Annotated in this window: 14 protein-coding genes; 3 read left to right on the forward strand and 11 right to left on the reverse strand. The window is 70.7% G+C overall.

Annotation, left to right across the window (positions count from 1 at the left end):
* Positions 1-27: 27 nt before the first annotated feature.
* The 9 genes from ACZ4VW_RS04690 to ACZ4VW_RS04730 all read right to left on the reverse strand — a co-directional run bounded on the left by ACZ4VW_RS04690 (position 28) and on the right by ACZ4VW_RS04730 (position 7,497).
* On the reverse strand, positions 28-366 hold the full coding sequence (locus tag ACZ4VW_RS04690; protein ID WP_046907888.1) for a metal-sulfur cluster assembly factor: 339 nt from the start codon (positions 364-366) through the stop codon (positions 28-30).
* Complete coding sequence (sufU, locus tag ACZ4VW_RS04695; protein WP_467958411.1) at positions 363-824, reverse strand: Fe-S cluster assembly sulfur transfer protein SufU; 462 nt, start codon at positions 822-824, stop codon at positions 363-365. Before sufU ends, ACZ4VW_RS04690 begins: the two co-directional genes overlap by 4 nt.
* A gap of 8 nt (positions 825-832) precedes the next feature.
* Positions 833-2,101 carry a cysteine desulfurase gene (locus ACZ4VW_RS04700; protein WP_467958413.1) on the reverse strand — a complete coding sequence of 423 codons (1,269 nt, stop codon included), beginning with the start codon at positions 2,099-2,101 and terminating at the stop codon, positions 833-835.
* Complete coding sequence (gene sufC, locus ACZ4VW_RS04705; protein WP_467958415.1) at positions 2,098-2,865, reverse strand: Fe-S cluster assembly ATPase SufC; 768 nt, start codon at positions 2,863-2,865, stop codon at positions 2,098-2,100. The genes ACZ4VW_RS04700 and sufC overlap by 4 nt, the downstream gene beginning before the upstream one ends.
* A 7-nt stretch (positions 2,866-2,872) precedes the next feature.
* Positions 2,873-3,190: a bifunctional 3-phenylpropionate/cinnamic acid dioxygenase ferredoxin subunit gene (locus tag ACZ4VW_RS04710; protein WP_467958417.1), complete on the reverse strand. Its 318-nt coding sequence runs from the start codon at positions 3,188-3,190 to the stop codon at positions 2,873-2,875.
* On the reverse strand, positions 3,190-4,371 hold the full coding sequence (gene sufD, locus ACZ4VW_RS04715) for a Fe-S cluster assembly protein SufD (protein WP_467958419.1): 1,182 nt from the start codon (positions 4,369-4,371) through the stop codon (positions 3,190-3,192). Before sufD ends, ACZ4VW_RS04710 begins: the two co-directional genes overlap by 1 nt.
* Positions 4,372-4,479: 108 nt before the next feature.
* Entirely contained in the window at positions 4,480-5,895 is a 1,416-nt protein-coding gene (gene sufB / locus ACZ4VW_RS04720; protein ID WP_158986169.1) for a Fe-S cluster assembly protein SufB, read from the reverse strand.
* The gene (locus tag ACZ4VW_RS04725; protein WP_467958422.1) at positions 5,892-6,620 is read right to left on the reverse strand and encodes a helix-turn-helix transcriptional regulator; all 729 of its coding nucleotides are present in this window, start codon (positions 6,618-6,620) and stop codon (positions 5,892-5,894) included. The genes sufB and ACZ4VW_RS04725 overlap by 4 nt, the downstream gene beginning before the upstream one ends.
* Before the next feature lie 103 nt (positions 6,621-6,723).
* Positions 6,724-7,497, reverse strand: coding sequence for a DUF72 domain-containing protein (locus ACZ4VW_RS04730; RefSeq protein WP_467958424.1), 774 nt, complete (start codon positions 7,495-7,497; stop codon positions 6,724-6,726).
* Between the two features lie 110 nt (positions 7,498-7,607).
* Here ACZ4VW_RS04730 and ACZ4VW_RS04735 point away from each other — a divergent pair, with 110 nt between their 5' ends.
* The 3 genes from ACZ4VW_RS04735 to ACZ4VW_RS04745 all read left to right on the forward strand — a co-directional run bounded on the left by ACZ4VW_RS04735 (position 7,608) and on the right by ACZ4VW_RS04745 (position 10,351).
* Positions 7,608-8,543, forward strand: a complete 936-nt coding sequence (locus ACZ4VW_RS04735; RefSeq protein WP_467958426.1) for an ABC transporter ATP-binding protein — start codon at positions 7,608-7,610, stop codon at positions 8,541-8,543.
* Entirely contained in the window at positions 8,540-9,307 is a 768-nt protein-coding gene (locus tag ACZ4VW_RS04740) for an ABC transporter permease (protein ID WP_467958428.1), read from the forward strand. The genes ACZ4VW_RS04735 and ACZ4VW_RS04740 overlap by 4 nt, the downstream gene beginning before the upstream one ends.
* An 84-nt stretch (positions 9,308-9,391) precedes the next feature.
* Positions 9,392-10,351, forward strand: coding sequence for a COX15/CtaA family protein (locus ACZ4VW_RS04745; protein ID WP_467958431.1), 960 nt, complete (start codon positions 9,392-9,394; stop codon positions 10,349-10,351).
* Positions 10,352-10,390: 39 nt separating this feature from the next.
* On the opposite strand, the gene ACZ4VW_RS04750 is transcribed toward ACZ4VW_RS04745, so the two are convergent.
* Both ACZ4VW_RS04750 and ACZ4VW_RS04755 read right to left on the reverse strand, forming a co-directional pair.
* Complete coding sequence (locus ACZ4VW_RS04750) at positions 10,391-11,482, reverse strand: amidohydrolase family protein (RefSeq protein WP_467958433.1); 1,092 nt, start codon at positions 11,480-11,482, stop codon at positions 10,391-10,393.
* 74 nt (positions 11,483-11,556) lie between these two features.
* Entirely contained in the window at positions 11,557-11,889 is a 333-nt protein-coding gene (locus ACZ4VW_RS04755) for a hypothetical protein (RefSeq protein ID WP_467958435.1), read from the reverse strand.
* Positions 11,890-11,904: the final 15 nt, after the last annotated feature.

The following is an 11,904-nucleotide window of genomic DNA, read 5'->3' on the forward strand; positions in this document are numbered from 1 at the left end:
GCATGGCCGTTCAGAAGCGCGAAACGGTCAGACGTTGAATCCGAGCGCGCGCAGCTGCTCGCGTCCGTCGTCCGTGATCTTGTCCGGGCCCCACGGCGGCATCCAGACCCAGTTGATCTTCAGCTCGTTGACGATGCCGTCGGTGGCGGCCTTCGCCTGGTCCTCGATCACATCGGTCAGCGGGCAGGCCGCGGACGTCAGGGTCATGTCCAGCGTCGCGACGTTGGAGTCGTCGATGTGGATGCCGTAGATCAGACCGAGGTTGACCACGTCGATGCCCAGCTCGGGGTCGACGACGTCGTACAGCGCCTCGCGGACTTCTTCTTCGGAGGCCGGCTTCATCGTGGCCTCGGCGTTCTCGGTCATGCCGACTTCCTTTCCGCGTCACCCAGAGCCTGGGCCGTCGCGTCCTTCCACGCCATCCAGCTGAGCAGCGCGCACTTCACCCGGGCCGGGTACTTGGAGACACCGGCGAACGCGACGGCGTCCTCCAGGATCTCCTCCATCGCGTCGTCCGGCTCGAGCTGGCCCTTGGACTGCATCAGCTCCAGGAACGTGCCCTGGATCTTCTGCGCCTCGGCCAGCTCCTTGCCGACGAGCAGCTCGTTCAGGACCGAGGCCGAAGCCTGGCTGATCGAGCAGCCCTGCCCCTCGTACGAGACGTCCGCGATCCGCGATCCGTCGTACTTCACACGGAGCGTGATCTCGTCGCCGCACGTCGGGTTGACGTGGTGCACCTCGGCGTCGCCGTCCCGAAGACCGCGCCCGTGCGGGTGCTTGTAATGGTCCAGGATGACGTCCTGGTACATCGAATCGAGCTTCACGAGATCCCCTAGCCGAAGAAGTTCCGTACGTGCTCCAGACCATCGACCAGGGCGTCTACCTCGGCCGGGGTGGAGTACAGATAGAACGACGCTCGCGTGGTCGCAGGAATTCCGTACCGCAGGCAGACCGGCCGCGCGCAGTGGTGGCCGACCCGGACGGCGATGCCCTGCTCGTCGAGCACCTGGCCCACGTCGTGCGGGTGGATGTCGCCGAGCACGAAGGAGATCGCCGCGCCGCGGTCCTCGGCCGTGGTCGGGCCGATGATCCGCAGGTCCGGCACCTCCTGGAGGCGGCGGACGGCGTACTCGGTGATCGCGTGCTCGTGGCGCGCGATGTTCTCCATGCCGATCGCCGAGAGGTAGTCCACGGCCGCGCCGAGGCCGACGGCCTGCGCGATCGGGGGCGTACCCGCCTCGAACTTGTGCGGGGCCGGCGCGTACGTCGAGGAGTGCATCGACACGGTCTCGATCATCTCGCCGCCGCCGAGGAACGGAGGCAGGTCCTCCAGGAGCTCCTGCCGTCCCCAGAGCACGCCGATGCCGGTCGGGCCGACCATCTTGTGGCCGGTGAAGGCCACGAAGTCGGCCTGCAGCGCCTGCACGTCGAGCACCATGTGCGGGGCGGCCTGCGAGGCGTCGATGCAGACGAGCGCACCGACCTCCTGGGCGCGGCGGATGATCGTCTCGACCGGGTTGACCGTGCCCAGCAGGTTCGAGACCAGCGTGAAGGAGACGATCTTGGTCTTCTCGGTGATGACCTCTTCGATGTTCGACAGGTCGAGACGACCGTCATCGGTGAGGCCGAACCACTTCAGCTTCGCGCCGGTGCGCTGCGAGAGCAGCTGCCACGGCACGATGTTGGAGTGGTGCTCCATCTCCGTGATGGCGATCTCGGTCTCGTGGTCCACGCGGTAGGGCTCGTCGGCCCAGCCCAGCATGTTGGCCACGAGGTTGAGCGACTCGGAGGCGTTCTTGGTGAAGATCACCTCGTCGCGGCTCGGCGCGTTGATGAACGCCGCGACCTTGTCACGGGCGCCCTCGTACAGCGCCGTCGCCTCCTCGGCGACCGTGTAGACGCCGCGGTGGACATTGGCGTTGTGACGCTCGTAGTACGTGTTGAGCGCGTCGAGCACCTGGCGCGGCTTCTGCGAGGTCGCCGCGGAGTCCAGGTACACGATCTTCTTGCCGTCGTGGACCACGCGATCCAGGAGCGGGAAGTCCTTGCGGATCGCCTCGGTGTCGAGGAGGCCGGAGAGCCCCTGATGGGCAGATGTCACGCGGATGCGCCACCCTTCGTGCTGTAGGCCTCGTAACCCTCGTTCTCCAGCTTGTCGGCGAGCTCGGCGCCGCCGGACTCGACGATGCGGCCGCCGGAGAAGACGTGCACGAAGTCGGGCTTGATGTAGCGGAGGATCCGCGTGTAGTGCGTGATCAGCAGGGTGCCGACCTCACCGGTCTCACGGACGCGGTTGACGCCCTCGGACACGACGCGCAGGGCGTCGACGTCCAGGCCGGAGTCGGTCTCGTCGAGGATCGCGATCTTCGGCTTGAGAAGCTCCAGCTGCAGGATCTCGTGGCGCTTCTTCTCACCGCCGGAGAAGCCCTCGTTGACGTTGCGCTCGGCGAAGGCCGGGTCCATCTGGAGCTTCTCCATGGCCTCCTTGACCTCCTTCACCCAGGTACGCAGCTTGGGGGCCTCGCCGCGGACGGCGGTGGCGGAGGTGCGCAGGAAGTTGGAGACCGAGACGCCGGGGACCTCGACCGGGTACTGCATGGCCAGGAAGACGCCGGCGCGGGCGCGCTCGTCGACCGACATCTCCAGGACGTCCTCGCCGTCCAGGGTCACGGTGCCACCGGTGATCGTGTACTTCGGGTGGCCCGCGAGGGAGTACGCCAGGGTCGACTTGCCGGAGCCGTTGGGGCCCATGATGGCGTGGGTCTCGCCCTGCTTCACGGTCAGGTCGACGCCCTTGAGGATCTCACGGGGGCCGTTCTCGGCCTCGACGGAGACGTGCAGGTCGCGGATTTCAAGCGTTGCCATGGGTGACTCAGGACTCCTGGGTGACGGAGACGAGCACATCGTCCCCTTCGATCTTTACGGGGTATACGGGGACGGGGCGCGTCGCGGGAAGGCCGGACGGCTTACCGGTGCGGAGGTCGAAGCTGGAGCCGTGCAGCCAGCACTCGATGGCGCAGTCCTCGACCTCGCCCTCCGAGAGGGAGACGTTCGCGTGCGAGCAGATGTCGTTGATCGCGAACACCTCGCCCTCGGTGCGCACGACCGACACCGGCGTGCCGTCGACCTCGACCCGCTTCGGGGTGTCGGCCTCCAGCTCGCTCAGTGCGCAGACTCGGACGAAGGACATCAGACGGAAGCCTCCAGCTCGGCCTCGATCTTGGCGATGAGGCGCTCCTCGACGTCCGGCAGACCGATCTGCTGGACCAGCTCGGCGAAGAAGCCGCGGACGACGAGGCGGCGGGCCTCGTACTCCGGGATGCCGCGAGCCATCAGGTAGAAGAGCTGCTCGTCGTCGAAGCGGCCGGTGGCCGAGGCGTGACCGGCGCCGGCGATCTCACCGGTCTCGATCTCCAGGTTCGGCACGGAGTCGACGCGGGCGCCGTCCGTCAGGACCAGGTTCCGGTTGAGCTCGTACGTGTCCGTGCCCTCGGCGGCGGCCTGGATGAGGACGTCACCGATCCAGACGGCGTGCGCGTCCTGGCCCTGCAGCGCGCCCTTGTAGGCCACGTTGGACTTGCAGTGCGGGGTGTTGTGGTCGACCAGGAGGCGGTGCTCCTGGTGCTGACCGGCGTCGGTGAAGTACAGACCGAACAGCTCGGCCTCGCCGCCGGGGGCCGCGTACCGCACCCGCGGGTGGATCCGGACGACGTCGCCGCCGAAGGTGACCACGACGGACTTGAAGGAGGCGTCACGGCCGACCAGCGCGTTCTGCTGGGCGACGTGCACGGCCTTCTCGTCCCAGTCCTGGACGGAGACGACGGTGAGCTTGGCGCCGTCGCCGAGGAGGAAGTCGACGTTGGCCGCGAGCACCGCGTCGCCGGTGTGGTCGATGACCACGACGGCCTCGGCGAAGGCACCGAGCTCGATCACCTGGTGGCCGAAGGCGACCCCGCCCTGGCCGTGCACCGCGATGCGGATCGGCTCGGTGAGGACGGCCTCCTTGGCGACGGTGACGACCGAGGCCTTCTCGAAGGACGAGTACGCCTGGGCGGCGACGCGGTCGACGGGCGTGCCCGCCTTGCCGAGGCGCGCGTCGTCACGGCCGACGGTCTCCACGGTGACGCCCTCGGGGGCCTCGATCTCGACCTTGACGCCCTCGCCGGACGCGACGGCGGTGCCGTCGTGCAGACCGCGCAGGCGGTCCAGCGGCGTGAACCGCCACTCCTCCTCACGACCGTGCGGGACGGGGAAGTCCGCGACGTCGAAGGACGGGGGCGCGCTCATGCGCGTGGCGACGGTGGACTCGGCGGCCACCGCGATCGAGCCGGCGGTGGTGGAGCCCGCCGGGATGTTCTGAGCCTCAGCCATGGCTGTCGGTGTGCTCACTTTCTGCGTTCGGTGCGTGCGCTGCGGGACGACTCGCGGGGGCCCGACGGGCGGGCCTCCGCGAGGGTGGTGACCAGGCGGCCGGGCTCGCTAGCCCACCGCGCCTTCCATCTGCAGCTCGATCAGCCGGTTGAGCTCGAGGGCGTACTCCATCGGCAGCTCCTTGGCGATGGGCTCGACGAAGCCGCGCACGATCATCGCCATGGCCTCGAACTCGGTCAGACCGCGGCTCATCAGGTAGAAGAGCTGGTCCTCGGAGACCTTGGAGACGGTGGCCTCGTGACCCATGGAGACGTCGTCCTCGCGGACGTCGACGTACGGGTACGTGTCCGAGCGGGAGATCGTGTCGACGAGCAGCGCGTCGCAGAGCACGTTCGACTTGGACCCGGGCGCGCCCTCGCCGATCTCGATGAGACCGCGGTAGGAGGTGCGGCCGCCGCCTCGCGCCACCGACTTGGAGACGATGTTGGAGGAGGTGTTCGGGGCCATGTGGACCATCTTGGCGCCGGCGTCCTGGTGCTGGCCCTCGCCGGCGAAGGCGATGGACAGGGTCTCGCCCTTGGCGTGCTCGCCCATCAGGTAGACGGCCGGGTACTTCATGGTGACCTTGGAGCCGATGTTGCCGTCGACCCACTCCATGGTCGCGCCCTCGTAGGCCACGGCACGCTTGGTGACCAGGTTGTAGACGTTGTTCGACCAGTTCTGGATCGTCGTGTAGCGGCAGCGGCCGCCCTTCTTCACGATGATCTCGACGACCGCGGAGTGCAGCGAGTCGGAGGAGTAGATCGGGGCGGTGCAGCCCTCGACGTAGTGGACGTAGGCGTCCTCGTCGACGATGATCAGCGTCCGCTCGAACTGGCCCATGTTCTCCGTGTTGATACGGAAGTAGGCCTGCAGCGGGATCTCGACGTGCACGCCCTTCGGCACGTAGATGAACGATCCGCCGGACCACACGGCCGTGTTCAGCGAGGCGAACTTGTTGTCGCCGACCGGGATGACCGTGCCGAAGTACTCGCGGAAGAGCTCCTCGTGCTCCTTCAGCGCGGTGTCGGTGTCGACGAAGATGACGCCCTGCTCCTCCAGGTCCTCACGGATCTGGTGGTAGACGACCTCGGACTCGTACTGGGCCGCGACACCGGCGACGAGGCGCTGCTTCTCCGCCTCGGGGATGCCGAGCTTGTCGTACGTGTTCTTGATGTCCTCGGGCAGTTCCTCCCACGAAGCGGCCTGCTTCTCGGTGGAGCGCACGAAGTACTTGATGTTGTCGAAGTCGATGCCCGACAGGTCGGAGCCCCAGCTCGGCATGGGCTTCTTGTCGAAGAGGCGCAGACCCTTCAGCCGCAGCTTGAGCATCCACTCCGGCTCGTTCTTCTTCTCGGAGATGTCGCGGACGACGGCCTCGGAGAGACCGCGCTTGGCGGTGGCACCGGCCGCGTCCGAGTCGGCCCAGCCGTACTCGTACCGACCCAGGCCCTCGAGCTCGGGGTGGCTGATCTCGGTGGTCATGCGGGGTTCCTCCCGGCCGTGCTTGCGGATGCTTCTGATGGGGTGGTCTGTGGGGCGCTGTGCGGGATGAACGTGGTGCAGACGCCGTCACCATGCGCGATGGTGGCCAGACGCTGGACGTGCGTTCCCAGGAGGCGGGAGAAGATCTCCGTCTCCGCCTCGCACAGCTGGGGGTACTGCTCGGCGACGTGGGCGACCGGGCAGTGGTGCTGGCAGAGCTGCTGGCCGACCGGCGCGTTCCGCGCAGTGGCAGCGTACCCGTCGGCACTGAGGGCCTTGGCAAGCGCCTCGGTGCGCTGGTCGGGGTCCGCCGATTCGACGGCCTCGCGGTACGTCTCCGCCTGGGCCTCCAGCCGGTCGCGGGCGAAGGCGGCGACGGCCGCCTCGCCCCCGGCGTTCTTCTCGATCCAGCGCAGCGCGTCCACGGCCAGCGAGTCGTACGACTGGTCGAAGGCGTCCCGGCCGCAGTCGGTCAGCGCGAAGACCTTCGCGGGGCGACCACGGGTACGGGCGCCGTACACGCGCTTCTCGCGGGCCTCCACGACGTTCTCGGCGACGAGCGAGTCGAGATGCCTGCGCACGGCCGCCTGGGTGAGGCGGAGCCGCTGCGCGAGATCGGCGACCGTCGACGGACCGTGGTCCAGGATGGACCGCGCGACCCGGTTGCGCGTGGATCGCTCACCGGTCGCGAGTTCCTCCACAGGAGCCGCGTCGACGTTTTTCACAACGCCATTGTTGCGTAATTCCTTCGGGAGTGACAAGCGACGCCCGTGGCGGGCGCGGTGCCGTGCATCACGCAGGTAAGGCTTACCTGACCTGGGAAAACGATCACTCCCCCGCGCTCCCGGCCCCCGCCGGAGGCACCGCCGACCGGCCCGCGGCGACCACCGCACGGGAGAACGAGACCGCGTTCCGGACGGCCGCGCCCCCCGGATCGTTGTTGAGGAACACGTACACGTCCGCCGCGTCCGGCCAGGTCGCGGCGAGCCGGTCCGCCCAGGTCGCGAGCGCCTGGGGCCCATAGGCCGGCCAGGGTTTCGCCCGCCCCTCGTGCAGCCGCACATAGCCCCAGTCCGCCGTGCGCCACAGCGGTGTCACCGGCCGCGACTCCCGGTCCGCCCAGCACAGGGCGGCGCCCCGGGCCGCCAGGAGCGACGCGATCTCCTCCGTCCACCACGAGTCGTGCCGCGGTTCGACCGCGACCCGCACCCGGCGGGGAAAGCATGCGAGCACGGCGTCCAGCAGTCCGGCGTCGGCGCGGAGCGTGGGCGGCAGCTGGAGGAGGACGGGCCCGAGACGGTCACCGAGCGCCTCGGCGCGGCCCATCAGCCGCTCGACGGGCTCCTCGGGATCCTTCAGCCTCTTGACGTGGGTGAGGAAGCGGCTGGCCTTCACCGCCATCACGAACCCGTCGGGCGTGCGATCCCGCCACTCGGCGAAGGTGCGGCGCTCGGGCAGCCGGTAGAAGGCGTTGTTGTTCTCCACGGTGACGAACCGGCGGGCGTACTCCTCCAGCCAGAGCCGCTGGGGCACGCCCTCGGGATAGAGGACTCCGCGCCAGTCCCGGTACTGCCACCCGGAGGTGCCGACGAACACGGGCATACCCCGCGCCTTCCCCGTACGGGGCGGCTCACCCGGGCCGGGACCGGGCAGGTCGGTGCCGGTCCAGGGCCCCGGACAGCTCCGCCGAACGGGGACCTAGACTTCCCGGCATGCGAAACGAGTCCGTCGACACCGCCGTCCGGGTACGCGGCCTGGTCAAGCGGTACGGGACCAAGACCGCCGTCGACGGCCTGGACCTCGACGTGCGGGCGGGCACCGTGACCGCCGTCCTCGGCCCCAACGGGGCCGGGAAGACCACCACGATCGAGACCTGCGAGGGCTACCGGAAGGCGGACGCCGGCACCGTCCACGTCCTCGGCCTCGACCCGGTCGCCGACGCGGCCGCCCTGCGCCCGCGGATCGGCGTGATGCTCCAGTCGGGCGGCGTCTACTCCGGCGCCCGCGCCGACGAGATGCTCCGCCACATGGCGAAGCTCCACGCCCATCCCCTGGACGTGGACGCCCTGATCGAGCGCCTCGGGCTCGCCTCCTGCGGCCGGACCACCTACCGCCGGCTCTCCGGCGGCCAGCAGCAGCGCCTCGCGCTCGCCATGGCCGTCGTCGGCCGCCCCGAGCTGGTCTTCCTCGACGAGCCCACCGCCGGACTCGACCCGCAGGCCCGTCACGCCACCTGGGACCTCGTCCGCGAGCTGCGCGCCGACGGCGCCACCGTGGTCCTCACCACGCACTTCATGAACGAGGCCGAGGAGCTGGCGGACGACGTCGCCATCGTCGACGGCGGCCGGGTCGTCACGCAGGGCAGCCCCGAGGAGCTGTGCCGCGGCGGCGCCGAGAACACCCTGCGCTTCACCGGCCGCCCCGGGCTCGACATCGGCTCCCTGCTGAAGGCCCTGCCCGACGGCACGGCGGCCGCGGAGCTGACCCCGGGCGCGTACCGCATCAGCGGCGAGGTGGACCCGCAGCTGCTCGCCACCGTCACCAGCTGGTGCGCCCAGCACGGCGTGATGCCCTCCGGCATCTCGGTGGAGCGCCACACCCTCGAAGACGTCTTTCTTCAGCTGACCGGCAAGGAGCTGCGCGCATGAGCACCGGTACGTACGCGCCGAAGCCGGGAGCCGCCCCCGTCGGCCGGATGATCGCGGCACAGACGGCGCTGGAGACGAAGATGCTGCTGCGCAACGGCGAGCAGCTGCTCCTCACGGTGATCATCCCGTCCCTGCTCCTGGTGCTCTTCTCCACCGTCGACATCGTCGACACGGGCTCCGACAAGGCCGTCGACTTCCTCGCCCCCGGCGTCCTCGCGCTCGCCGTCCTGTCCACCGCCTTCACCGGCCAGGCCATCGCGACCGGCTTCGAGCGCCGTTACGGGGTGCTCAAGCGGCTCGGCGCCTCACCGCTCCCCCGCTGGGCGCTGATGACCGCCAAGACGCTGTCCGTGCTGGTCACCGAGGTGCTCCAGGTCGCGCTCCTGACCGCGATCGCGTTGGGGCTCGGCTGGTCCCCGCGGGGCGGCGTCGCCTCGGTGGCGCTCCTGCTGATCCTCGGCACGGCCGCCTTCTCGGGCCTCGGCCTGCTGATGGCCGGCACACTGCGAGCGGAGGCCACGCTGGCGGCCGCGAACCTGGTCTTCCTGCTGCTCCTGGTCGGCGGCGGAGTGATCGTGCCCCTGGAGAAGTTCCCGGACGCGGCGCGCCCGGTGCTCGAGCTGCTGCCGATCTCGGCGCTCTCGGACGGCCTGCGGGACGTGCTGCAGGGCGGCGCCGGGATGCCGTGGGGCCAGGCGCTGGTCCTCGCCGTGTGGGCGGTGCTCGGGCTCGGCGCCGCGGCGAGGTTCTTCCGCTGGGAGTAGTCGGAGGGTGACGTTCAGGGACATTCCTCCGCGTACCCACCCCCTCGTGAAAGCGCGCACAAGCCCCGTCCTACGATAGAGCGCGTGCTGACCCCCCTCGCCTTCATCGCCCGGCGCTGGACCCCGTCCCCCCGGACGCTCCGGCGCGCCGCGCTCTCCGCCGTCGTGATGAGCGTGCTCATCATCGTCACGGGAGGCGCGGTCCGGCTGACCGGCTCAGGTCTCGGCTGCGACACCTGGCCCAAGTGCACCGACGACAGCCTCATCGTGACGCCCGAGCAGGGCTACCGCGGCGTCATCGAGTTCGGCAACCGGCTGCTGACGTACGTCCTGTCGGCCGCGGTCGGCTGGGCCATCGTCGCCGCCCGCTCCACCAAGCCGTGGCGGCGCGGCCTGACCCGGCTCGGCTGGGCGCAGTTCTGGATCGTCGCGAGCAACGCGGTCCTCGGCGGCATCACCGTGTGGATGGGCCTGAACCCGTGGACGGTCGCCGGCCACTTCCTCGCCGCCACCACGCTCCTGACCGTCGCCGTGATCACCTGGCAGCGGACCCGCGAGGGCGACACGCCGCCCCGGCCGCGGGTGCCGGGCCCGGTGCGCAAGCTCTCCTGGGCGATCATCGCGGCCTCGGCGCTCGTGATCGTCCTCGGCACCGGCGTCACCGGCTCGGGCAAGCACGCCGGCGACAGCAGCGACGTCCCGCGGATGCCGTGGGACTGGACCGCCGCCGCCCATCTGCACGCCATCGCCGCCTGGGTCGTCTGCGCGCTCGCGCTCGCGATGTGGCTGGTGCTGCGGGTGGTGGACGCCCCCGACGACACCCGCGCCCGCGCCCGGGACCTGCTGATCGTGCTGCTCGCACAGGGCGGGATCGGCTACCTCCAGTACTTCACCGGAGTGCCCGAGATTCTGGTCGGCGCGCACATGCTCGGCTCCGCGCTGATGTGGATCGCCGTGCTGCGCCTCGCCCTGAGCCTGCGCGAGCGCCCGGTGGCGACGCCCGCGGTCCCGGCCCCGAGCGACGCGGCCCTGGCCACGGCGTAACGGCACCGGCGTAGCGGCACCGGCCGGCCGGCCCGAAGGTCAGGCCAGCCCGTACACCCGGCGCGCGTTGCCCGACGCGATCATCGTCGCGACGCGCTGCGCGTCGTGCAGGGACCAGGCCCCGTCGCCGACCCATTCGCCCAGCACCCGGCTCACCGCGCCCCGGAAGACGCTCGCCGCGACGACGTGCAGCTCGGGCAGGGCGTGGGCGCCGCTGGAGAAGAGCAGCTTGCCGAAGGGGGCGAGCTCCAGGAGTTCGGCGAGGACCGCCGCCGCGCGGGTACCGGTCCTGCCGAGGACGGAGCCGAGGTCGGCGTACACATGCGGGAAGGCCCCCGTCAGCTGGGCCGTCCGCCGGTGGTGCGGGTATCCGTGCAGGAGCACCAGCGCGGTGCCGAGTCCGCTGGTGGACGCGGCGAAGCCGGCGAGCGTGTCCGGGTCCTCGCTGCCCACGTGCAGCTGGAGCGGGCGCCCGGAGGCGACGGCGATCCACAGGAGATGGCGCAGCAGGACGGGGTCGGTGAGCCGGCCGCCGGCTCCGCGGCGGGCCAGCCAGCGGCCGGCGGCGCCGCGCACCTCGCCGGGGCCCGGCGGTTCTGGCGCGTGCGCGAGCCCGCGGGAGACCCCCGCCACGGAGGTGAAGGCGACGGCGGTCGCGGCGGCGCCGTGGACGGCCTCCGCGAGGTTGGCGAGGAGCCCCTCGACCGTTCCCGAGGTGTCGGCGACCTGCTCGGCGAGCGGTTCGAGCCGGACGATCTCGTGGGCGTCGGCGGCGCCGGCGGAGGCGATCTCGGCGGGGCCCGTCAGGTCGCCGGGGAGGCCGGTGTCCACGAGGTAGGTGGAGATCCCCGAGGCCCGCAGCAGTCTGCGGCCGGACTCCAGGACGCCCAGCTCCCGGCGGCGGGCGAGATAGCGGGCCGGCGGGCAGTGCGGTTCCAGGCCGAGCAGCGGCGGGCACCAGCGGCGTACCGCGAAGCCCGTCTGGGTGTCGAAGAAGGTCGTGCCCGGCGCGGGCTGCGCGGCCCCCGCTCCGACGGGCCTGCCGAGGTGGGCCTCGAAGGTGCCGAGGCCGAGCTCCGTGCGGAGCACCCCGTGGCAGTACTGGTCCACCAGGCTCGGGGTCTCGATCATTCGGGGGGCTCCCTGCGTGGACGTGCTTCCACCCGTCCTAACGGGTGAGCCCCACCCGAGGTTGTTGCCTCGCCTCAGCCGTTCGACGGGCCGCCGACCTGGATCCCGGCCATGCGGGTCCACTCGTACGGGCCGGTGACGACCTTCGCGGCGAACTCGCCGTCGAACTCGTCGTGGAGGGTCAGCCCCGCCTTCTCGGCGGCCTGCTTGGCGGCGGCGTACGAGGGGGCCACCAGGTCGCCCCAGCCGCCGTCCTCGCCGACGAGCACGATGCGGGTGCCCATCTGGCCGGTGTAGGCGAGCTGCCCCTCGGCGCCGCCGTGCTTCTTGGAGAACGCCTGGATCTGCCGGGCGAGCTTGGCCGCCTTGCGCTCCGTCTTGGTGTCCGCCTGCGTGGTGTCTGCCATGAGAAGGATGCTACC

The sequence above is a fragment of the Streptomyces sp. NPDC029139 genome, from assembly GCF_055564335.1.

Coding starts and splice junctions, on each gene's coding strand:
- sufD (WP_467958419.1), bottom strand. CDS start 4,371: ATGGCTGAGGCTCAGAACATCCCGGCGGGCTCCACCACCGCCGGCTCG.
- ACZ4VW_RS04735 (WP_467958426.1), top strand. CDS start 7,608: ATGCGAAACGAGTCCGTCGACACCGCCGTCCGGGTACGCGGCCTGGTC.
- ACZ4VW_RS04710 (WP_467958417.1), bottom strand. CDS start 3,190: ATGTCCTTCGTCCGAGTCTGCGCACTGAGCGAGCTGGAGGCCGACACC.
- ACZ4VW_RS04730 (WP_467958424.1), bottom strand. CDS start 7,497: ATGCCCGTGTTCGTCGGCACCTCCGGGTGGCAGTACCGGGACTGGCGC.
- sufB (WP_158986169.1), bottom strand. CDS start 5,895: ATGACCACCGAGATCAGCCACCCCGAGCTCGAGGGCCTGGGTCGGTAC.
- ACZ4VW_RS04755 (WP_467958435.1), bottom strand. CDS start 11,889: ATGGCAGACACCACGCAGGCGGACACCAAGACGGAGCGCAAGGCGGCC.
- ACZ4VW_RS04750 (WP_467958433.1), bottom strand. CDS start 11,482: ATGATCGAGACCCCGAGCCTGGTGGACCAGTACTGCCACGGGGTGCTC.
- sufC (WP_467958415.1), bottom strand. CDS start 2,865: ATGGCAACGCTTGAAATCCGCGACCTGCACGTCTCCGTCGAGGCCGAG.
- ACZ4VW_RS04690 (WP_046907888.1), bottom strand. CDS start 366: ATGACCGAGAACGCCGAGGCCACGATGAAGCCGGCCTCCGAAGAAGAA.
- ACZ4VW_RS04740 (WP_467958428.1), top strand. CDS start 8,540: ATGAGCACCGGTACGTACGCGCCGAAGCCGGGAGCCGCCCCCGTCGGC.